The sequence below is a fragment of the Salmonella sp. NW1250 genome, from assembly GCF_051812965.1.
Taxonomy (GTDB): Bacteria; Pseudomonadota; Gammaproteobacteria; order Enterobacterales; family Enterobacteriaceae; genus Salmonella; species Salmonella enterica.
This window is the reverse complement of sequence record NZ_JAMNDD010000013.1, coordinates 19,127-39,232: the sequence shown is the minus strand read 5'-3', so window position 1 is coordinate 39,232 and position 20,106 is coordinate 19,127. Positions and strand designations below refer to the sequence as shown.

Here is a 20,106-nt window from a genome sequence, read left to right as displayed (position 1 = left end):
ACCTGGTATCAAAAACAACGCTTTTTTAGCCCTTTTCTGGCTGTGATATCTGTGATAGCACAAGATTCCACGCCGCAAAAGAGTCATTATAATACCCGTAAATTAAGGGAGTTATCATATGAGCATTATTTATTTTATTACTACACAGGATATCGATACGTTTCAGAAAAAATTACAGGAAACGTTATTTAATGCCGTCACCATGCCATTTCCGCTATTATTTGATAAACGTTATGCCGCGCTTATCAATACCGCTTATTTAAAGCTTACGCTGCCAGCGGAATGTCTGACGCCTGAATTTTATCGCTATTTACGCGAACTCTCATTGCAATGGCAGTTTGATTTTTTTATTAAGCCGCAGCCACTGCCTGCTAACGGTATTATCGCGTTTGATATGGACTCGACATTTATTGCGGAAGAAGGCGTGGATGAAATTGCCCGCGAGCTTGGCATGTCGACGCAAATCACCGCCATTACCCAACAGGCGATGGAAGGCAATCTTGATTTTAACGCCAGTTTTACCCGACGTATCGGAATGTTGAAAGGCACACCGAAAGCAGTGCTGAACGCCGTATGCGATCGCATGACCCTTTCGCCAGGCCTGTTAACTATTCTGCCAGTCATCAAGGCCAAAGGATTTAAAACCGCGATTATCTCCGGGGGACTGGATATATTCACCCAGCGTCTAAAAGAACGGTATCAACTGGATTATGCCTTTTCGAATACGGTTGAAATACGCGATAACGTTCTGACGGATAACATTACCTTGCCGATTATGAACGCCGCAAACAAAAAACAGACGCTGGTTGACCTGGCTGCCCGGTTAAATATTGCCACGGAGAATATTATTGCCTGCGGTGATGGCGCCAACGATCTGCCGATGTTAGAACATGCTGGCACCGGTATTGCCTGGAAAGCGAAGCCGGTTGTACGGGAAAAAATCCACCATCAGATTAATTATCACGGTTTCGAATTGCTTCTTTTTCTTATTGAAGATGAATTATAACGCGACTCACCTCGCCGGAAGGGAATTTTAAAATGAGTATAAAAACATTTATTTTCAGCCAGCCCGATAAGCCGATTGTAAAAGAGAAAAAAGAGATAGACCAGACCTATAAAAAATTTCGTTTTGAGATTATCACCTCGGTCTTTATCTCTTATGCCGTCTTTTATCTTACCCGTAAAAACTTCTCCGCCGCGATGCCGGCCATGCTGACGGAAACGTCGCTGACCGCAGAAGACTTCGCCATTATGTCTTCTATTTTTTACATTCTTTATGGCGCGATGAAGTTTGTCGGCGGGATGCTGGTCGATAAAATTAACCCGAAAGCTATGACCGGCCCGGTGCTGATTGGCGTGGGGATTGTAAATATTCTGTTCGGCTTTTCCGACAGCGTGGCGGCATTCTACGTGCTGTACAGTCTCAACGCGATCTTACAGGGCACCAGCTTTCCGCCGATGGCGAAAATTATGGCCTCGTGGTTTTCGAAAAACGAACGGGGACGCTGGTGGGCTATCGTTGAAGCGGCGCACAATATCGGCGGCAGCCTCGCGCCGCTGCTGACCAGCTTTGCTATCGCCTTTAGCGGTAGCTGGAAAATGGGGTTTTATGTTCCCGGCGCCATTTCACTGCTGATGGGGATAGTGGCGCTATTTACCATTAAAGATCGTCCCGGTACGTTAGGTTTGCCCAACGTGGGGCAGTGGCGTAACGACCCGACGGAACTGGCCCAGGTCAAGGCCAGCCCGGTCAACCTGAGCTTCTGGCAGATTTTTGTGAAATATATCCTGACCAATCCACTGGTATGGATCATTATTATCGGTGATATGTCGGTTTATATTGCGCGCACTATTCTTAACGACTGGCCGCAGATTTACTATTCGCAGGTTCACGGCTGGAGTCTGATAAAAGCGAACTCGATTATTTCCTGGTTTGAGGCGGGCGGACTGGCAGGTGGGTTGCTGGCAGGCTACTTGTCTGACTTTATGTTCAAAAGTAACCGCTGGATGACCGGGTTAATCTTCGCGTTAGCGCTGTGCATATGCATCGTGCTGGTGCCGCTGGTTCAGGATACCTCTTACACCCTCACCGCGATTCTGTTCACCATCATGGGCTTCGCCTTATACGGACCGCATATGCTTTTTGCCGTCGGCTGTCTGGATGTGACCCATAAGGATGCGGCGGGATCGATTACCGGCTTTCGGGGATTGTTCAGCTATGTCGGCGCGGCAATGGCCGGTGTGCCGGTAATTATGGTGAAAAATAGCTGGGCGTGGTCGGGCGTTTATATCTATGCGGTGATCGCCATTCTGCTAACGACTCTGTCGCTGGCGCTGCTCTCCAGGCTGCATCGGTTATAACATTCTGGCGACAGCGGCAAAACGCGGCTGTCGCCAGTCTCTGTCAGAAACGGTAATCCACCGCCATAAAGTAACGACGTCCGTCTTCGGTATAACCGTAGTCGTCGCGTTTGAGATCTTTATCGCCCACGTTCAGAACGCCCGCACGCAGTTTAACGTTTTTCGTCGCCTGCCATGCCGCGCCGGTATCCCAGACCACGTACCCGCCCGGCGTTTTCGCCGTTGCGCTGTCGGCCCGCTTACGCCCGGTATAATTCCCTGATACGTAGAATGACCAGTCTTCGAGCTGCGCCGGTTTCCAGTCCAGCGTACCGTTCGCGGTGTGGAACGGCAGATCGGAAAGCGGCTTGTTCCCGCCATTACTGACGTCGCGTCCGTCGTTATAGGTGTAATTCAACGACAGTTTCCACGCCTCGTTAAACGGAACTTTCAACTCGGTTTCCACGCCCTGAATACGCGCTTTATTCACGTTGTAATAACGGAAGACCGGAACGCGCTGTCCCCGACTGTTGGTTTCGAAACCGACAAAGTTGGAATAGCCGGGCGCGGCGTTAACGTCAGGGGTACGACTAATGCTGATGCGATTGTCCACATCGTTACGGAACGTGGTAACGCTCGCTTCCACGCCCTCCAGTATGCCTTCTTCGCCACGGTAATAAAGGCCGAGCTCCCAGCTTTCACTGGTTTCAGGTTTCAGATCCGGGCTACCGATAATGCGGCATCCGCCACGGCAGGAGTTGGTCGCCCAGTCCGGACTTAATTGCAATAGCGACGGCGCTTTAAAGGCCGTGGCCCACCCACCTTTCACCGTCAGGGTATCCGTTGCGTTATAGACCAGATAAGCACGCGGGCTCCAGTGATCGCCATAGGTTTCATGGTCATCCATACGAATACCGGTGGTCAGCGCCAGCGGTTCGAAGATGCGCCACTCATCTTCAAGGAACAGAGCATACTGGCTGGCGGAGGTTTTAGTACTGGAACCGCCGGTCAGGTTCACCGCATCGCTCAGTTTATCGTGACGCCATTCGCCGCCGAAGGTGAGGAACTGGTTGACAGACGCTAACGGCAGAACGTATTTCCCGTCAATCGAATTGCTTTCTGACGTGATAGGGCTACTGTTGCCGGGGTTTTTGTTTTCCACTTTTTCGCCGTAGAACTTGAGCTCGCTGTTGCCGAGATCCCAACGTCCGTTATGGCTCAACGCGTAGTTTTGCCGTTCCAGACGATTTTTATCCAGCGAGTCGGAGTCCCGGTCCTGGCGATCAAAACCGTAGCCTGCGGTAACGTCATGATTTTCGTTTGGTGTCCAGGCAAACTCGACGTTTCCATCCCGGCTGGTAAATCCTTCAATGCGCGGCGTTTCACCCGTAGCGGTGGTGGCGGAGCTCTGCTGCTCGTCTTTTTCGCGTTTCGCCAGACTACCGTAGGCTTTCATTCCCAGCACGCCGTCGATCAGCGGACCGCTGGTAAAGAACTGACCGTTATAGGTATCGCCACGGTCGCGATGTTCCTGAATAGTGGAGTCAACCGTGACGCTGCCGTGCCATTTCTGACCAATTTTTTTGGTGATAATGTTGACCACGCCGCCCAGCGCATCGGAGCCATACAGCGAGGACATGGGGCCACGCACCACTTCAATGCGTTCGATAGCGTCAACCGGTATCCAGTTCAGATCAAAATCATTATGGCGGAAGACCGCGTTACGGGAGTTAACGCGCTTACCGTCGATCAGGATCAGCGTATAACTGCTGTCCAGACCACGAATACTCACGCCTTTACGGTTATCCCCTTCGTTAGTGAGCTGTACGCCCGGCACCTCTTTCAGGACATCTTTCAGGTTTTGCACGGGCCTGCGCTGTAAATCTTGCTGGGTAATGACGCTGATACTTGCTGGCGCATCTTTCAGATTTTGTTCGATGGCGGACGCGGTAACGACCATGGTTTCACCATCATCCGTTGCCGCGGCAACCGGCCAGGCCAACGTAACTGCGGACATACAAAGCCCTACCCGAACGAAAGGGTTAAACCTAAACATTCCATTTCTCCATGAGGTAAATACGACAAAAAAAATCGGTATCGCTCACAACGCATTACGTTTCGCCTGCGATAACGGTTATCACGGCGAACTCTTTTTATGCAGGCGAGTCGGGCTCATGAGTGACGGTCGCGCCCGAATCTTCATCCTTTCTGATTTCGAGAGTAACGATAAAGCAAACGATAATAATTATCAATTTAATTGTTAATAATTATGTCATTTGAACCAATCATAAAGAAAAAACAAAAAACCCTCTCGAATGAGAGGGTTAGAAGGGTCAGGTTCAGGCAGTCCGTGCCGGATGGCGGCATAAAGCCTATCCGGCCTATGACGAGAATACCGCGTTACTTTTTAACGCGTTCCGGGAAGTGCATTTCGCTATAGCGCACGAAATGCGTACCTTTTATCAGCTTGTAGCCGAACCAGATAAGCAGGAACAGCGGAATACCGATATAGGTCGCCGCGACGCCGCCCCAGTCGATGGTATCTTTCAGGAACGCTTCATAGTTCTGCCCCAACGTAATAATCAGGCACAGTACAAAGGCGAAAATCGGCCCCAGCGGGAAGAACCCGGAACGGTACGGCAAATCATTCACATCATACCCTTGTATCACGTAACCGCGACGGAAGCGATAATGGCTAATGGCAATCCCCAGCCAGGCGATGAAGCCCGTCATACCGGAGGTGTTCAACAGCCACAGATAGACCGTCTGGTTGCCGAACATTGAGGTCAAAAAGCAAAGACCGGCAATCACGGTGGTGGCATAAAGCGCATTGCGCGGTACGCCGCCGCGGGACAATTTCGCAAAAATACGCGGGGCCTTACCGTCACAGGCCAGGGTGTAGAGCATACGGGTCGAGGCATACATCCCGGAGTTACCCGCAGACAGTACCGCCGTCAGGATAACCGCATTCATTATCGCCGCCGCAGACAACAAGCCCGCATGCTGGAACACTAAGGTAAACGGACTGACGCTAATGTCTTTGACGTCGTTACGCAGCAGGTTTGGATCGGTATAAGGAATGATCAGGCTGATAATCAAAATCGCGAAAACATAAAACAGCAGAATACGCCAGAACACCTGACGCACCGCGCGCGGAATATTCTTCTCCGGGTTTTCAGATTCCCCGGCGGCAATACCAATCAGCTCAGTTCCCTGGAAAGAGAAGCCCACGATCATCGCGACGCCAATCATTGCCGCAAAACCGCCAGCAAAAGGCGCATCGCCCGTCGTCCAGTTGCTCCAGCCGACCGGCTCGACACCTTTAAAGATACCGATAATCATCGCTACGCCAACGATGATGAAGATAATAACGGTCGCGACTTTAATTAACGAGAACCAGTACTCCGCCTCGCCAAAACCGCGCACGGAAATGTAGTTCAGCAAGAAAATGACGCAGAGGAATAGCGCGCTCCAGATCCAGCCCGGCGTGTCCGGGAACCACCAGCCCATCACCAATTGTGCGGCAACCAGGTCAACAGCGATAGTCACCGCCCAGTTGTACCAGTAGTTCCAGCCCAGCGCGAAACCAAAGCCTTCTTCCACATAGTTCTGACCATATGTCGCAAACGAGCCAGATACCGGCATATAGGCCGCCAGCTCGCCAAGACTGGTCATCAGGAAGTAGACCATCAAACCAATCAGAATATAAGAAAACAGCGCGCCGCCTGGCCCCGCCTGAGAAATTGTCGCACCAGATGCAACGAAAAGACCTGTCCCGATGGAGCCGCCAATGGCAATCATCGTCAGGTGACGCGCCTTTAATTCGCGACGTAGCGCGGGCGCTTCTGTGGTTTTAGTTTTGGAACCCATGTGAAAATGCTATCCATCCAAAAAATGAGGCGCGATTGTAACAGACGAAATACTATCCTTCCGACACAAATGCGCGGTTATAAGAGACCTTCATGACCGGCCACGGATTATAAGTAAAGCAGAGAATAACGTATACGTAAGCGGATACTAAAAATGGCGATGCCGCCCGGGCAGCCCTCCTCTTCACCTTTATTCACAGTAACTCAAAAAACGCTGCAACGCGTTAGAAAGATGTTTCTGCCGATGATGAACACGCCACAACGTGCGCACCAGGCGCGGTAACGGCACCGCGACTTCGCCCAGGGTTCCCGCCTGAAGTTGTTCAGCAATCACCCGGCGCGATAAACAGCTTATCCCCAGTCCATGACGCACCGCATGTTTGATCGCTTCTGAATTCCCCAACTCCATCGCCATATGAAAGCGCGGCAAATGCGACAACAGCAAATAATCGACAATTTCCCGCGTACCGGAACCGCGCTCGCGTAAAATCCATGGGGATGCCGCAAGCTGTTCCAGCGTCACCGGCCCCTGCGTCAGCGGCGAGGACGGCGCGGCAAAGACCACCAGCTCATCTTCCAGCCACGGCTCAGAGATAATCTCTGTACTGTGACACGGCCCTTCAATCAGGCCGATATCAACCCGAAAATCCAGCACCGCGTTAATCACGTCCTGGCTGTTTCCCACGCTGAGTTCCAGCGGTAAGGCCGGATAATGCTGGCGATAGCGGGCAATCATGGCGGGTAAAATGTAATTGCCGATGGTGCTACTGGCATAAACCCGTATCGCGCCGTTATCTTCACGAAATAGCTGCTCAATTTCTACCGCTTGCTCCAGCAATGCCAGCGCGCGCGGATATAACAAGCGCCCATGTTCGTTGACCACCAGCCGTTTCCCCACCCGATCAAACAACTGTACGCCGAGCTGACCTTCCAGATCGGTGAGCGCGGCGCTAACGGCGGACTGCGATAATGACAGCATGACCGACGCCTGGGTTGTTGAACCGCTTTTCAGTACTTCAGCAAACACTTCAAGTTGTCGTAGCGTAATATGCATAGTCGTATCCCACCGATAGCGTTTCACTTACCACTTATAAAGATTAATTATAAATATATAATCAATTTTATTTTTAAACCAGATCACCGTAACCTTATTGTCCATATACAGGAGAAGGTTATGACAGAACTCACCTTGCAGAATCATCGTCGTACAATGTGGCATTTTATACCGGGGCTCGCTCTGAGCGCCGTCATTACAGGAGTCGCCCTGTGGGGCGGCGCTATCCCTGCCGTTGCAGGCGCGGGGTTCAGCGCCCTGACCCTGGCTATCCTGCTGGGTATGGTTATCGGGAATACCGTCTATCCACAAATATGGAAACAATGCGACGGCGGCGTGCTGTTTGCAAAACAACATCTGCTGCGTTTAGGGATTATCCTTTACGGCTTCCGCCTTACCTTTTCACAAATCGCCGACGTGGGTATTAGCGGTATTGTGATTGACGTATTAACGCTTTCCAGCACGTTCATGCTGGCCTGCTTCTTAGGCCAAAAAGTCTTTGGTCTGGACAGGCATACCAGCTGGCTGATTGGCGCCGGTAGCAGTATCTGCGGCGCGGCGGCGGTACTGGCGACAGAACCGGTGGTAAAAGCGGAAGCCAGTAAGGTTACTGTAGCCGTCGCGACTGTCGTTATTTTCGGCACCATCGCTATTTTCCTTTACCCGGCAATGTATCCGCTGCTGGCGCACTGGTTCAGCCCGGAAACTTACGGCATCTATATCGGCTCAACCATGCATGAAGTCGCGCAAGTGGTCGCAGCGGGTCATGCCGTTAGCCCGGATGCGGAAAATGCGGCAGTTATCGCTAAGATGCTGCGTGTCATGATGCTGGCGCCGTTCCTGATCATTCTGGCGGCACGCGTTAAACAGCTTTCACCGGCGACCGGCGCGGAAAAAAGCAAAATTACCATTCCGTGGTTTGCTATTTTCTTCATCGTAGTGGCGATCTTCAACTCTTTCCACCTGCTGCCGAAAGCCGTGGTGGATATGCTGGTGACGCTGGACACGGTGCTGCTGGCGATGGCAATGGCGGCGTTGGGTCTGACCACTCACGTTAGCGCATTGAAAAAAGCGGGGGCGAAACCGCTGCTGATGGCGCTGGCATTATTCGCCTGGCTGATTATTGGCGGTGGCGCCATTAACGTCCTAATCCATAGCCTTATCGCATAAATTATTACGTTTCACGCCTGTTAACCCGTTATCATAACGTTCGTAATGAACCGTTAGCGGGTTTAACAGGAGTCTTTTATGAAATACATCGGAGCGCACGTCAGCGCTGCTGGCGGTCTGGCTAACGCCCCTGCCCGCGCGGCTGAAATTGGCGCAACGGCCTTTGCGCTTTTCACAAAAAACCAGCGTCAGTGGCGTGCCGCCCCCCTTACTCCCCAGGTCATTGATGACTTTAAAATCGCCTGTGAAAAGTATCATTTCTCGGCGGCGCAAATTCTTCCCCACGATAGTTACCTGATTAATCTGGGCCATCCGGTCAGTGAAGCGCTGGAAAAATCACGCGATGCCTTTCTCGATGAAATGCAGCGCTGTGAACAACTCGGCTTAACCTTGCTTAATTTTCATCCCGGTAGCCATCTGATGCAGATTGCACAGGAGGATTGCCTGGCGCGGATCGCGGAATCCATCAATATTGCCCTCGCGCAGACCGAGGGCGTTACGGCGGTTATCGAAAATACAGCCGGTCAGGGCAGTAATCTGGGGTTTGAGTTTGAACAGTTAGCCGCCATCATCGACGGCGTGGAAGATAAGTCGCGCGTTGGCGTCTGTATCGATACCTGCCATGCCTTTGCCGCCGGATACGATCTGCGTACGCCAGAGGCGTGCGAAAAAACATTCGCCGAATTCGGGAAAATTGTCGGATTTCAGTATTTGCGCGGAATGCACCTGAACGACGCCAAAAGCGCCTTCGGTAGCCGCGTTGACCGTCATCACAGCCTGGGTGAAGGCAATATCGGCCACGATGCGTTTCGTTGGATTATGCAGGATGGGCGTTTTGACGGTATTCCGCTGATACTGGAGACCATCAATCCTGATATCTGGGCGGAAGAGATTGCGTGGTTAAAAGCCCAGCAAATTGCCGAAGCGGTGGCCTGACGCTTAATGTTCTTCAGGCAATAAAAAAGGCAGAGCGCGCTCTGCCTTTTTTAGCGTGTTTCTCTTACGCCGCTTTTGCCGCGACTTCCGTCTCCGGACGTTTCAGGACGGCATAAGCCAGCCCTGCCACCAGCGTACCGGCCACAATTGCCAGCAGGTATCCCAATACCGGCGTAATTGCGCCTGGGATAAGCAGAACAAACAGACCGCCATGCGGCGCCATCAATTTTGCGCCTACCGCCATAGAAATGGCCCCGGTCAACGCGCCGCCAACGATACAGCACGGCAGTACACGCATCGGGTCGCGCGCCGCAAACGGAATAGCGCCTTCAGTGATAAAGCACAGCCCCAGCACCAACGCCGCTTTACCGCCTTCCTGCTGCGCTTTGTCGAACTTACGACGCGCCACCATCGTCGCCAGACCCAGCGCTAACGGCGGTACCATACCTGCGGCCATGATCGCCGCCATCGGCGCGTAAGTTTGCGTACTCAGCAGACCAACGCCAAACGCATACGCCGCTTTGTTCACCGGGCCGCCCATGTCGGTACACATCATCCCGCCGAGAATCGCGCCCAGCAGCACCGCGTTTGCCGTCCCCATGGTTTGCAGCCAGTGGGTGAGCCCTTCCAGAATCCCGGCAACCGGTTTACCGATCAGGTAAATCATCGCCAGCCCCACCACCAGACTGGAAATTAACGGGATGATCAGGATTGGCTTCAGCGCTTCCATACTTTGCGGAAGTTTCAGTTTGGTACTGATAAGCTTCGCCATATACCCGGCAAGGAAGCCGGCAATGATCCCGCCGATAAAACCGGAACCGGTGCTAACCGCCAGCATACCGCCAATCAGACCTGGCGTAAGGCCAGGGCGATCCGCGATGGAGAAAGCGATATAACCCGCCAGTACCGGCACCATCAGCGCAAACGCCGAACCGCCGCCAATCTGCATCAGCGCCGCCGCCAGCGTGTCCGGCACCTTAAAGGCTTCAATACCAAAGGCGAAGGAAAGCGCAATACACAGTCCCCCGGCAACCACCATAGGCAGCATGTAAGAAACGCCCGTCAACAGATGCCGGTATGCGCCAGCGCTCTCTTTCTTCCCTTCGGTCGCCGCTTGCGATGCCTTACCCGCCGGTTGATACGGCGTTGCTTCCGCTACGGCTTTATCCAGCTCCTGCGCCGTCTTTTTCAGCGCCAGGCCGGTCGACGTGCGGTACATCGGGAGACCGGCAAACTTCGCCAGATCCACTTCGATATCCGCCGCCACAATCACTAAATCCGCTTCCGCCACCTCTTCCGGGGTGATGGCATTGCCGGCCCCCACGGAGCCGCGCGTTTCGACTTTTACCCACCAGCCGCGTTTTTTCGCTTCCGTTTCAATGGCTTCAGCCGCCATAAAAGTATGGGCGACGCCGGTCGGGCAGGCCGTTACCGCGACCACGCGTTTCGGACCGCCGCTCGCCGCAGGAGCAGCCGCAGCAGGGGCGCTGTAAGGGGTCGCATGGCTTTTGGCTTCACTCAGAAACAGTTCCGGATGCGCAACGGCGCGACCAATATCCCCCAGCCAAACCTTTTTGCCGTTCAGAGCATTGTCGTTCGGCAGAGATTCGCCCAACACGATCGCCAGCTCAGCATCATTCGGATTATCGATAATTTCCAGATTTGCTTTATGCGCCGCCGCTCCAAGCAGGGTTTTCGCCATGTAAGCGCGAGCCTGGCCGAGATTAGCGTCAATTATCAGCAGCGTTTTCATTATGCCTCTCCTGCTGTCAGTTAAACGGTTGTAAGTCGACACGCGCCATCATTGCGGCCAACTGAGGACGATCGGTAATACCCACATTGCTCTGGCTGACCGCCAGCGCGGCAACCGCCGTCGCCAGACGCAGCGTATGTTCGCTGGACTCGCGCATCAGCAGGCCGTAAATCAATCCGCCAACCATGGAATCGCCTGCGCCGACGGTACTTACCACGTCAACCGCCGGTGGTTTAGCGATCCATTCTCCTGAGGCGTTAACCCACAGCGCGCCTTCCGCCCCCAGCGAAATCACCACATGAGCGATACCCTGTTCGCGTAACGCGTGCGCCGCATCAATTACATCTTTCATTTCCGGGAGCTTACGACCCGCCCAAATTTCCAGTTCGCGGCGATTCGGTTTCACCAGCCACGGCGCAGCTTTAAGACCGGCGACTAACGCTTCACGGCTACTATCAAAGATAATGCATGGACACTGGCTGCGCAGACGCGTCATCCAGTCGGTGAACGCTTCCGGACTCACGCCAGCCGGTAAGCTACCGCTGACGCAGACCATATCGAACTGGCCCAGCCAGCTCAGGGAGTCGTTAACAAAGCGTTCCCAGTCTGCGGGGGTCACGTCAAAGCCGGAAAAGTTGAAGTCGGTCACTTCGCCATCTTTTTCCGTCAGCTTCACGTTGATGCGGGTCCGGCCCTGAACCACCTGAAAGCGGTTAGCGATGCCCAGTTCGCTGAACAATTGCTGAAAACCGTCCTGGTTATCTTTACCGAGAAAACCGCCGACGGTGACGTCGATGCCTAAGTCTTTCAGCACCTTGGCAACGTTAATGCCTTTGCCCGCCGCGTGCAGACCCGTGGTTTTCACCAGGTTCACTTCGCCGCGTTCGATTTCAGGGCAAAACCCAACCAGATCGTAAGCCGGATTAAGGGTAATGGTGGCAACACGCCTGCTCATTATGCGCCCTCCCCGAGACCGGCGGCGATCGCATCGCCAATCGCTTTCAGCGCCTGTTCAGCATCTTCACCCTGCGCGGTAAAGCGCAGACGATGGCCTTTCTTCACGCCTAACGCCACCACTTTCATCAGACTACGTCCGTTTGCCGGTTTGCCGGTTCCATCAAGGTTTGTCACGGTAATTTCACTGTTAAATTGTTTAATCGTATTCACCAGCATGGTGCCCGGACGGGCATGGAGACCATGCTCATTACGCACTACAAATTCCGCGCTCAGTACGTCATCCGTCAGCGCATCATCACTGGTCAGCAACGCCAGCAGCGTCGCGGCGTCGGCGCTCAGCAGACGATCGGCTTTATTGTTCAGCAACAGGTCGCCGAGGCGTTTTAACACGGCAATCGGCTGCTCGTCGTTCATCGCGACAGTGACTAATAAGGCTGCTTTTTCACCCTCTACGTCAAACGCCTGGGTCGCACGGCTTACCGCAATAGCGCTGCGCAAATTGCCTTCCGCGCTGTCGTTCAGCCAGATGCCTTGTCCCAGATTCATCGGACTATCGTTAATCGTTTTTGCGACGAACGCCGCATCAACCGCTCCCGCCTCTTTCAGACGCGCCGCATTTAGCGCCTGCAATGTGACCAGCGAGCTGGCGATGACATCCAGCGTCATCGTCTCGTTATCAAGTTTTAATTGTTCACTTTGCTTCTCGCCCATCAGCAATGCGCGCAGCTCTTCCGCCGTTGTCGCGGATTTCAGCTGTTCAGCCACGGAGTCATCGCTCAGCACATGCGTCAGCTGACGCAGCAGGCCAAGGTGTTCGTCCGAACTGGCGGCAATACCAATCGCCACGTAGGCGACCTGGCCTTCTCCCCAGGTAACGCCCTGCGGAAATTGAAAGACCTGGACGCCGGTTTTCAGCACCTGATCGCGCGTGTCTGTTGTGCCATGGGGAATCGCAATACCATTGCCAAGAAAGGTCGAGGTTTGCTGTTCGCGCGCCAGCATACCGTCAACATAGCCGCCCGCCACATTCCCGGCCTGCGCTAACGCGGCGGCGATTTGCCGAATGGCCTCTTCTTTATTTCCGGCCTGCTCGCCCGGATGAATGTCCTGAACTGATAACTGGAACATGTGTCTCCTCTCTTGCTGAATTGAAACGATTCAGCCACTATGAGAAAAAAAGCGCCAATCTGAGTTATCAAAAAAACCAGATCGCGCTGAAACGTTTCAAGAAGTCTGGATCTTTCTGCTTCAGCACGCAAGAAAAGTTACCGGTTTTGTAGCAATTTTTTGAGGTGAAGCACATTTTTTCTCCAACAGACCCTCAATAGCTGACGCATAAAAGGCTTCAGCTTTTTTCTTTCAGCTTGCGTCAGCACCCCCCTGGTAACAAACTGGAATGCTATTTTGATTTTTCGTGTCGATTTTGATTCAGACGCCTGTTTATTTTCTGACGGGCAGCGTAAACTCCGCCTCTCTTCACACCACTGATATAGAAACATGCACAACAGTCCCGCCGCCGCTGCGCCTAAATCGTTTGACCTGGCGTCTACCGCCTTTTTGATCGTCGCTTTTCTCACCGGTATTGCCGGTGCGCTACAGGCGCCGACGCTCAGTATTTTTCTGACGGATGAGGTTCACGCCCGTCCCGGCATGGTGGGATTCTTTTTTACCGGCAGCGCGGTTATCGGCATTATCGTGAGCCAGTTTCTGGCGGGTCGCTCAGATAAAAAAGGCGATCGCAAAAAACTGATCGTTTTCTGTTGCGTGCTGGGCATGTTGGCCTGCGTGCTGTTTGCCTGGAACCGCAACTACTTTATTTTGCTGTTTATCGGCGTCTTTCTCAGTAGCTTCGGCTCTACCGCCAACCCGCAGATGTTTGCGCTCGCCCGTGAACATGCCGATCGTACAGGTCGTGAAGCGGTGATGTTCAGCTCAATCCTCCGCGCCCAGGTCTCATTGGCCTGGGTCATTGGGCCGCCGCTGGCCTATGCGCTGGCGATGGGTTTTAGCTTTACGGTGATGTATTTGAGCGCGGCGGTAGCTTTTATCGTCTGCGGCGTCATGGTGTGGTTCTTTTTACCGTCAATGCGCAAAGATGCGCCGCTGGCGACCGGCACGCTGGAAGCACCGCGTCGTAATCGCCGCGATACGCTGTTGCTGTTTGTCATCTGTACGTTAATGTGGGGAACTAACAGCCTGTATATCATTAATATGCCGCTGTTTATCATCAATGAGCTGCATCTTCCGGAAAAACTTGCAGGCGTGATGATGGGCACCGCCGCCGGGCTGGAGATTCCCACAATGCTGATTGCAGGTTACTTCGCCAAACGGTTGGGAAAACGCCTGTTAATGTGCATCGCCGTTGTCGCCGGACTGTGCTTTTATGCGGGGATGTTGCTGGCGCACGCACCGGCAACGTTGCTCGGCTTGCAGTTGCTGAACGCGATTTACATCGGCATTCTTGGCGGGATTGGCATGCTCTATTTTCAGGATCTCATGCCAGGCCAGGCGGGTTCAGCCACCACGCTGTATACCAATACCATTCGCGTCGGCTGGATCATTGCCGGTTCGTTGGCGGGAATCGCCGCAGAAATCTGGAATTATCATGCGGTCTTCTGGTTTGCGTTAGTTATGATTGTCGCCACCATGTTCTGCCTGGCGCGTATTAAAGATGTTTAACTTGCAAGCCTGATACTTTTACTCTTCGACACATTTCAGCGCAGAGTTTATCTCTGCGCAATGTTCATGCGCGGTCATTCATTGTCTTTTTCTCAATACGATATTCTGTTAGCGCCCTCCTACATAAAAGACCGGTTATTGAGAAAATTACGCCCATCAGCCCGCAAAGGACCAACACCAGCCGCATCTTATATTTTGGTGTTACAGCAACATCTATCACTTCAATGTTAGCATTATTTTTAACCGCCTCCGACAACAATGATAGCTTTGCATATGTTTCCGTTTGTAACATATTTTTATGCACACTATAACGTTTAATGTCACCATCATCGATATACCATGCTGCCATTTTATCGACACTATTTTTCAGGGTGGAAATAATATTATTGACGCTTTCTTCCCTCCCCTGCGCCTTAAAAAGAACAAGCTGTTTTTTCGCGTCAAAACTTATTTTATTTTTATAGTTCGCAGGCAAGAAACGGCTAAACTGGTTAAGGATAACCGTTGTTTTACATTGAATATCATTAGTATAGCCACATAACGCATAGGTAGCAGGCGTATCCAGATTAGGTTTGATCGTAATACTCACAACCTTTGTATCATGCTGCACGCTCACAAAAACATAGCCAATGGCGACAAAAATAAAGGTAGCGATCACGATACTTAGCCATTTTCTTATAAGGAATAAGGAAACGTCGACTAAATCAATTTCACTATTTTCTCCCCGCATTTCACATCCCTTTTAAAACGCTAATAGTCAACCCGAATACTGAAATAACAAAAAGCAACACCAGCGTAAAAATAAACGCCCTGGCTGCGAACGTATATTTCTTCATAAGATAAAACCCACACATAAGAATTCGAGTATTTTAAAGGAAAATAACAACACATTCACACTGGTTATATCGATCGGTAAATACATCAATGATAGATATAAACTATCAAATTCATGATATCGATCGTTATAAATAATTAAAATCGATCAAAATCCCTCTTTTTAATAGATAAAAGCTATCATATAAATAAAATTGATCGTTTTTGTTTTATGTATCGGTTTATTCGGTACACGTTCAGGCACCAACGGGGTTGAGCGGCGGCATCTACCGCTTCAGAAGCCACGAAATAAGGGAATCATGTATTACGCTATTTAATGGTAAAAGGAGGTAATTTGAGGCGCAGCTTTTGCAGACTATTTCGGGATATAACGTAAGCCCCTGCACGTTTATCAAAAACGGCTTAGCTCATGGTAAGGTTTTCTGTTCGAGTTCCAGCAAATAAATAATGGCCTCTTCCCGGGTCGTTAAACACATGTCCCCTGTCGGTTGCAAACCAGAGCACACTTTTGGGCGTAAAGGCGAGCCAAAGATAAGGCACAAGTTATCTTCCGAAAGCTGCACGCATCTGGTATTCATCGGCTTGCCATACGGCATTCCGGGTATCGGCGACGAAATTGAAGGCGCAATACAGCAAGCGCCACAACCGCTACGACAGTCCATGCTCAGCCCTCTATTTATAACCAAATGAAAGATAACAGAATTTGTCCAAAGAAAAATCCAGATTTAAAATGTGGACGTCATCATGATCAGGCCTGCCCTCAGACATTCCGAAGACAAGGCTGGAAACAGAAGGGACAACACAGCACACTTCCCCCCTCCGGGCGACATGCCATCGCCTATTCTCGTTGAACGCGGAGCGGAAAGCGGGCGAACAGTATCACCTTTTTTGCACCAGCAAAAGTGACAATTCCACTTGCCTGGACGGCCCGGCGCGAGTAGTTTTACGCGATATTTTAGATAATCTCTACAACAGGATCTCCTCGATGCCAAGAGCGAACGAAATCAAAAAAGGTATGGTACTGAACTACAACGGCAAATTGCTGATTGTGAAAGATATCGACATTCAGTCGCCTACCGCCCGTGGCGCCGCCACACTGTATAAAATGCGTTTTTCCGATGTCCGCACCGGTCTGAAAGTGGAAGAACGTTTCAAAGGCGACGATATCGTTGATACCGTCACCCTGAGCCGTCGCGGCGTTGACTTTTCTTATGTCGATGGCAACGAATATGTGTTCATGGATAAAGAAGACTATACGCCGTATACCTTCACCAAAGATCAGATTGAAGAAGAGTTGCTGTTTATGCCTGAAGGCGGAATGCCGGATATGCAGGTTCTGACCTGGGACGGCCAACTGCTGGCGCTAGAGCTTCCGCAGACCGTGGATCTGGAAATCGTCGAAACCGCGCCGGGTATTAAAGGAGCGTCCGCCAGCGCACGTAACAAACCCGCGACATTAAGCACCGGTCTGGTGATTCAGGTTCCCGAATACCTGAGCGCAGGTGAGAAAATCCGCATTCATATCGAAGAGCGCCGTTATATGGGGCGCGCGGATTAAGTTTCGCATTTTTCGGCTGCGCCCCAGGGCGCAGCCTGACCCTTTTGTTTATTGACTGTTCTGCGCCCGGAAAGAGAAACGTTAAAAATTTAACATTTTCTGCTCTTAAGATGGCAGAAGCACAACTTCGTCAACTCAGCGCTTCTCTTTTTCACGTTTATTCGCCAGGATTATTAAAGTTGTTATGTTGTATCAATATTCTGGAGCTGACGTGACCAAAACCAATCTTATTACTGGATTTCTCGGTAGCGGAAAAACCACCTCTATCCTTCATTTATTAGCCCATAAAGATCCGGCTGAAAAGTGGGCCGTCCTGGTCAATGAATTTGGCGAAGTGGGTATTGACGGCGCGCTGCTTGCCGACAGCGGCGCACTGCTAAAAGAGATCCCCGGCGGCTGCATGTGCTGCGTCAACGGATTGCCTATGCAGGTGGGGCTCAACACGCTGCTGCGCCAGGGCAAACCTGACCGGTTGCTGATTGAACCAACCGGACTGGGACACCCAAAACAGATTCTGGATTTATTAACTGCGCCGGTTTATGAGCCGTGGATTGATTTACGCGCTACGCTCTGCATCCTTGACCCTCGCCTGCTACTGGACCAACAGAGCGTCGCCAATGAAAATTTCCGCGATCAGCTCGCCTCAGCCGATATTATCATCGCCAATAAGACCGATCGCGCCACGGCACAGAGCGATGCCGCCCTGCAACAGTGGTGGCGACAGTACGGCGGCGATCGTCAACTGATTCATGCCGAACATGGACAGATAGACGGTAAGCTTCTGGATTTACCACGACAAAATCTGGCGGAACTGCCGGCCAGCGCCGCGCATTCTCACACTCATGCCAGTAAAAAAGGACTCGCCGCGCTAAATCTGCCCGCCCAGCAGCGCTGGCGACGCAGCCTCAATAGCGGACAAGGTCATCAGGCCTGCGGCTGGATTTTCGATGCCGATACCGTGTTTGACACCATTGGCCTACTCGAATGGGCGCGTCTGGCGCCGGTGGGCCGGGTGAAAGGCGTTATGCGCATACAAGAGGGGCTGGTACGCATCAATCGCCAGGGCGATGACCTGCACATCGAAACACAGAGTGTCGCGCCGCCGGATAGCCGGGTTGAACTTATCTCAAACACAGAAACCGACTGGAATACGTTACAGACGGCCTTGTTGAAGCTTCGTTTAGCGACGCACGCGTAAGGTTGCCACCGTTTAAAAACTATGGCGAAATGACGATGAAAACCCGCTATTCCTTGATAATTCTGCTTAATGCCGCCGGTCTGGCGCTGTTTTTGTCATGGTATCTTCCCGTCAATCACGGCTTCTGGTTCACCATTGATTCCGGCATATTCCACTTCTTTAACCAGAAACTGGTGGAAAGCCACGCGTTCCTCTGGTGGGTCGCTATTACCAATAATCGGGCGTTTGACGGCTGTTCGCTGCTGGCGATGGGCGGACTGATGCTCAGTTTCTGGCTAAAAGAAGACGCGTCGGGCCGGCGGCGCATTGTGATAATCGGATTGGTCATGCTGCTAACAGCGGTGGTGCTTAACCAACTCGGTCAGGCGCTGATCCCCGTCAAGCGCGCCAGCCCAACGCTCTCTTTTGAGCATATTTATCGCGTCAGCGAGTTGCTGCACATCCCGACAAAAGACGCGTCAAAAGACAGTTTCCCAGGCGATCACGGTATGATGCTGCTGATATTTTCCGCCTTTATGCTGCGTTATTTCGGCAAAACGGCGGGGATTATCGCCCTTATTATATTTGTGGTTTTCGCGTTTCCGCGCGTTATGATTGGCGCTCACTGGTTCACCGATATTGTGGTCGGGTCACTCACGGTTATTTTGATTGGCCTCCCCTGGTGGCTGATGACCCCGCTCAGCGACCGGGCGATAGCGCTTTTTGAGAATTATCTCCCGGGTGGAAATAAACAAATTTTAAACAAATAACCCATGCAATTAACATTACCTTCAGCGATAGTTTTACATCGTTGAAGGTAATTTATGATGATATTCCCCCAGCCCATCATTTTTCGGTCATATTATTCCTCTGCAAAATGAACAGATTGCACGATTTTTAAACGATTTGCGCTTAATTTGACCCGTGCTGATAGTTCACTTTTCGTATCATAAATTCTTATAAAAAATCACGCGAAATCGCTCGCAATGACAGCAACAATCGGGTAATCTCAAACTCGTTTTGCCTCGCCAGATAATTATTCTCATTGCGAATAAATTTGTGCGTTCCGCCACAGATTTGTGCACAAAGAATTGTCTCAAGCTGTGCAGGTAATTAGTCTCATCACGTTTGGCATTTTTATAACGATATTTATCGTTAAGGACTTCAAGGGAAAACAAACAACATGGTCAAATCTCAACCGATTTTGAGATATATTTTGCGCGGGATTCCTGCGATTGCAGTTGCGGTTCTGCTTTCTGCTTGTAGCACAACCACCAATACCGCAAAGAATATGCATTCTGAGACGCATGCTGTGGGCAATAGCGATAGCTCTTCACTGCAAGCTTCTCAGGATGAATTTGAAAATATGGTGCGTAACCTCGACGTTAAGTCGCGGATTATGGATCAGTATGCTGACTGGAAAGGCGTGCGTTACCGCCTGGGCGGCAGCACTAAGAAAGGCGTCGACTGTTCCAGCTTTGTACAGCGCACCTTCCGTGAACAGTTTGGTTTAGAGCTTCCGCGTTCAACCTATGAACAGCAGGAAATGGGCAAAGCGGTTTCACGCAATAACCTGCGTACGGGCGATCTGGTTCTGTTCCGCGCCGGTTCCACTGGTCGTCATGTCGGTATTTATATCGGCAATAACCAGTTTGTCCATGCGTCTACCAGTAGCGGCGTCATTATCTCCAGTATGAACGAACCGTACTGGAAAAAACGCTACAATGAAGCGCGTCGAGTTCTGAGCCGCAGTTAATCTTCATCAGGCAGCACCTCCCT

At 51.6% G+C, this 20,106-nt stretch carries 18 protein-coding genes; 9 read left to right on the top strand and 9 right to left on the bottom strand.

Annotation, left to right across the window (positions count from 1 at the left end):
- Nucleotides 1–118 precede the first annotated feature (118 nt).
- Both serB and NBA72_RS19595 read left to right on the top strand, forming a co-directional pair.
- Nucleotides 119–1,006, top strand: coding sequence for a phosphoserine phosphatase SerB (serB, locus tag NBA72_RS19600; protein ID WP_042949016.1), 888 nt, complete (start codon nucleotides 119–121; stop codon nucleotides 1,004–1,006).
- Between the two features lie 32 nt (nucleotides 1,007–1,038).
- Entirely contained in the window at nucleotides 1,039–2,361 is a 1,323-nt protein-coding gene (locus tag NBA72_RS19595) for an MFS transporter (RefSeq protein ID WP_023202760.1), read from the top strand.
- A 43-nt stretch (nucleotides 2,362–2,404) separates the two neighbouring features.
- On the opposite strand, the gene cirA is transcribed toward NBA72_RS19595, so the two are convergent.
- The 3 genes from cirA to yieE all read right to left on the bottom strand — a co-directional run bounded on the left by cirA (nucleotide 2,405) and on the right by yieE (nucleotide 7,263).
- Nucleotides 2,405–4,396, bottom strand: coding sequence for a catecholate siderophore receptor CirA (gene cirA / locus NBA72_RS19590; protein ID WP_000488251.1), 1,992 nt, complete (start codon nucleotides 4,394–4,396; stop codon nucleotides 2,405–2,407).
- A gap of 344 nt (nucleotides 4,397–4,740) precedes the next feature.
- Complete coding sequence (gene lysP, locus NBA72_RS19585) at nucleotides 4,741–6,210, bottom strand: lysine-specific permease (RefSeq protein WP_000534999.1); 1,470 nt, start codon at nucleotides 6,208–6,210, stop codon at nucleotides 4,741–4,743.
- A 189-nt stretch (nucleotides 6,211–6,399) separates the two neighbouring features.
- Complete coding sequence (yieE, locus tag NBA72_RS19580; protein WP_000548316.1) at nucleotides 6,400–7,263, bottom strand: DNA-binding transcriptional regulator YeiE; 864 nt, start codon at nucleotides 7,261–7,263, stop codon at nucleotides 6,400–6,402.
- A 120-nt stretch (nucleotides 7,264–7,383) separates the two neighbouring features.
- Between yieE and NBA72_RS19575 the strand changes: the two genes are divergently transcribed.
- A complete protein-coding gene (locus NBA72_RS19575; protein WP_000137966.1) occupies nucleotides 7,384–8,433 on the top strand; it encodes a YeiH family protein in 1,050 nt (349 codons plus the stop codon).
- A 78-nt stretch (nucleotides 8,434–8,511) separates the two neighbouring features.
- On the top strand, nucleotides 8,512–9,369 hold the full coding sequence (nfo, locus tag NBA72_RS19570) for a deoxyribonuclease IV (RefSeq protein WP_000873910.1): 858 nt from the start codon (nucleotides 8,512–8,514) through the stop codon (nucleotides 9,367–9,369).
- 64 nt (nucleotides 9,370–9,433) lie between these two features.
- Here nfo and fruA read toward each other — a convergent pair whose 3' ends face one another.
- Genes fruA through fruB form a run of 3 tightly spaced genes read right to left on the bottom strand, consistent with a single transcriptional unit; the run spans nucleotide 9,434 to nucleotide 13,207 of the window.
- Nucleotides 9,434–11,122 carry a PTS fructose transporter subunit IIBC gene (gene fruA / locus NBA72_RS19565; protein WP_000854408.1) on the bottom strand — a complete coding sequence of 563 codons (1,689 nt, stop codon included), beginning with the start codon at nucleotides 11,120–11,122 and terminating at the stop codon, nucleotides 9,434–9,436.
- A 16-nt stretch (nucleotides 11,123–11,138) separates the two neighbouring features.
- Nucleotides 11,139–12,077 carry a 1-phosphofructokinase gene (fruK, locus tag NBA72_RS19560; protein ID WP_000091249.1) on the bottom strand — a complete coding sequence of 313 codons (939 nt, stop codon included), beginning with the start codon at nucleotides 12,075–12,077 and terminating at the stop codon, nucleotides 11,139–11,141.
- Nucleotides 12,077–13,207, bottom strand: a complete 1,131-nt coding sequence (fruB, locus tag NBA72_RS19555; protein WP_042949015.1) for a fused PTS fructose transporter subunit IIA/HPr protein — start codon at nucleotides 13,205–13,207, stop codon at nucleotides 12,077–12,079. The genes fruK and fruB overlap by 1 nt, the downstream gene beginning before the upstream one ends.
- Nucleotides 13,208–13,576: 369 nt before the next feature.
- Here fruB and setB point away from each other — a divergent pair, with 369 nt between their 5' ends.
- On the top strand, nucleotides 13,577–14,758 hold the full coding sequence (setB, locus tag NBA72_RS19550) for a sugar efflux transporter SetB (protein ID WP_020899020.1): 1,182 nt from the start codon (nucleotides 13,577–13,579) through the stop codon (nucleotides 14,756–14,758).
- A gap of 64 nt (nucleotides 14,759–14,822) precedes the next feature.
- On the opposite strand, the gene NBA72_RS19545 is transcribed toward setB, so the two are convergent.
- The 3 genes from NBA72_RS19545 to NBA72_RS19535 all read right to left on the bottom strand — a co-directional run bounded on the left by NBA72_RS19545 (nucleotide 14,823) and on the right by NBA72_RS19535 (nucleotide 16,254).
- Nucleotides 14,823–15,488, bottom strand: coding sequence for a GNVR domain-containing protein (locus NBA72_RS19545; protein WP_042949014.1), 666 nt, complete (start codon nucleotides 15,486–15,488; stop codon nucleotides 14,823–14,825).
- Between the two features lies 1 nt (nucleotide 15,489).
- Nucleotides 15,490–15,612, bottom strand: a complete 123-nt coding sequence (locus NBA72_RS19540; protein WP_001519564.1) for a membrane protein — start codon at nucleotides 15,610–15,612, stop codon at nucleotides 15,490–15,492.
- 387 nt (nucleotides 15,613–15,999) lie between these two features.
- Entirely contained in the window at nucleotides 16,000–16,254 is a 255-nt protein-coding gene (locus tag NBA72_RS19535; protein ID WP_010989043.1) for a YkgJ family cysteine cluster protein, read from the bottom strand.
- A gap of 323 nt (nucleotides 16,255–16,577) precedes the next feature.
- Between NBA72_RS19535 and yeiP the strand changes: the two genes are divergently transcribed.
- From yeiP to mepS, 4 genes are all read left to right on the top strand, one after another.
- Complete coding sequence (gene yeiP / locus NBA72_RS19530) at nucleotides 16,578–17,150, top strand: elongation factor P-like protein YeiP (protein ID WP_001136822.1); 573 nt, start codon at nucleotides 16,578–16,580, stop codon at nucleotides 17,148–17,150.
- Nucleotides 17,151–17,361: 211 nt separating this feature from the next.
- Nucleotides 17,362–18,348 (top strand): CobW family GTP-binding protein, encoded by a 987-nt coding sequence (locus NBA72_RS19525; RefSeq protein ID WP_000169350.1) that lies wholly within the window; start codon nucleotides 17,362–17,364, stop codon nucleotides 18,346–18,348.
- A gap of 29 nt (nucleotides 18,349–18,377) precedes the next feature.
- Nucleotides 18,378–19,097 carry a phosphatase PAP2 family protein gene (locus NBA72_RS19520; RefSeq protein ID WP_000178091.1) on the top strand — a complete coding sequence of 240 codons (720 nt, stop codon included), beginning with the start codon at nucleotides 18,378–18,380 and terminating at the stop codon, nucleotides 19,095–19,097.
- 413 nt (nucleotides 19,098–19,510) lie between these two features.
- Nucleotides 19,511–20,083, top strand: coding sequence for a bifunctional murein DD-endopeptidase/murein LD-carboxypeptidase (gene mepS / locus NBA72_RS19515; RefSeq protein WP_000241015.1), 573 nt, complete (start codon nucleotides 19,511–19,513; stop codon nucleotides 20,081–20,083).
- The last annotated feature ends 23 nt before the right edge of the window (nucleotides 20,084–20,106 follow it).

Excerpts from the sequence above, each read along its gene's own strand:
- serB (WP_042949016.1), top strand. The coding sequence starts at position 119 with ATGAGCATTATTTATTTTATTACTACACAGGATATCGATACGTTTCAG.
- NBA72_RS19595 (WP_023202760.1), top strand. The coding sequence starts at position 1,039 with ATGAGTATAAAAACATTTATTTTCAGCCAGCCCGATAAGCCGATTGTA.
- cirA (WP_000488251.1), bottom strand. The coding sequence starts at position 4,396 with ATGTTTAGGTTTAACCCTTTCGTTCGGGTAGGGCTTTGTATGTCCGCA.
- lysP (WP_000534999.1), bottom strand. The coding sequence starts at position 6,210 with ATGGGTTCCAAAACTAAAACCACAGAAGCGCCCGCGCTACGTCGCGAA.
- yieE (WP_000548316.1), bottom strand. The coding sequence starts at position 7,263 with ATGCATATTACGCTACGACAACTTGAAGTGTTTGCTGAAGTACTGAAA.
- NBA72_RS19575 (WP_000137966.1), top strand. The coding sequence starts at position 7,384 with ATGACAGAACTCACCTTGCAGAATCATCGTCGTACAATGTGGCATTTT.
- nfo (WP_000873910.1), top strand. The coding sequence starts at position 8,512 with ATGAAATACATCGGAGCGCACGTCAGCGCTGCTGGCGGTCTGGCTAAC.
- fruA (WP_000854408.1), bottom strand. The coding sequence starts at position 11,122 with ATGAAAACGCTGCTGATAATTGACGCTAATCTCGGCCAGGCTCGCGCT.
- fruK (WP_000091249.1), bottom strand. The coding sequence starts at position 12,077 with ATGAGCAGGCGTGTTGCCACCATTACCCTTAATCCGGCTTACGATCTG.
- fruB (WP_042949015.1), bottom strand. The coding sequence starts at position 13,207 with ATGTTCCAGTTATCAGTTCAGGACATTCATCCGGGCGAGCAGGCCGGA.
- setB (WP_020899020.1), top strand. The coding sequence starts at position 13,577 with ATGCACAACAGTCCCGCCGCCGCTGCGCCTAAATCGTTTGACCTGGCG.
- NBA72_RS19545 (WP_042949014.1), bottom strand. The coding sequence starts at position 15,488 with ATGCGGGGAGAAAATAGTGAAATTGATTTAGTCGACGTTTCCTTATTC.
- NBA72_RS19540 (WP_001519564.1), bottom strand. The coding sequence starts at position 15,612 with ATGTGTGGGTTTTATCTTATGAAGAAATATACGTTCGCAGCCAGGGCG.
- NBA72_RS19535 (WP_010989043.1), bottom strand. The coding sequence starts at position 16,254 with ATGGACTGTCGTAGCGGTTGTGGCGCTTGCTGTATTGCGCCTTCAATT.
- yeiP (WP_001136822.1), top strand. The coding sequence starts at position 16,578 with ATGCCAAGAGCGAACGAAATCAAAAAAGGTATGGTACTGAACTACAAC.
- NBA72_RS19520 (WP_000178091.1), top strand. The coding sequence starts at position 18,378 with ATGACGATGAAAACCCGCTATTCCTTGATAATTCTGCTTAATGCCGCC.
- mepS (WP_000241015.1), top strand. The coding sequence starts at position 19,511 with ATGGTCAAATCTCAACCGATTTTGAGATATATTTTGCGCGGGATTCCT.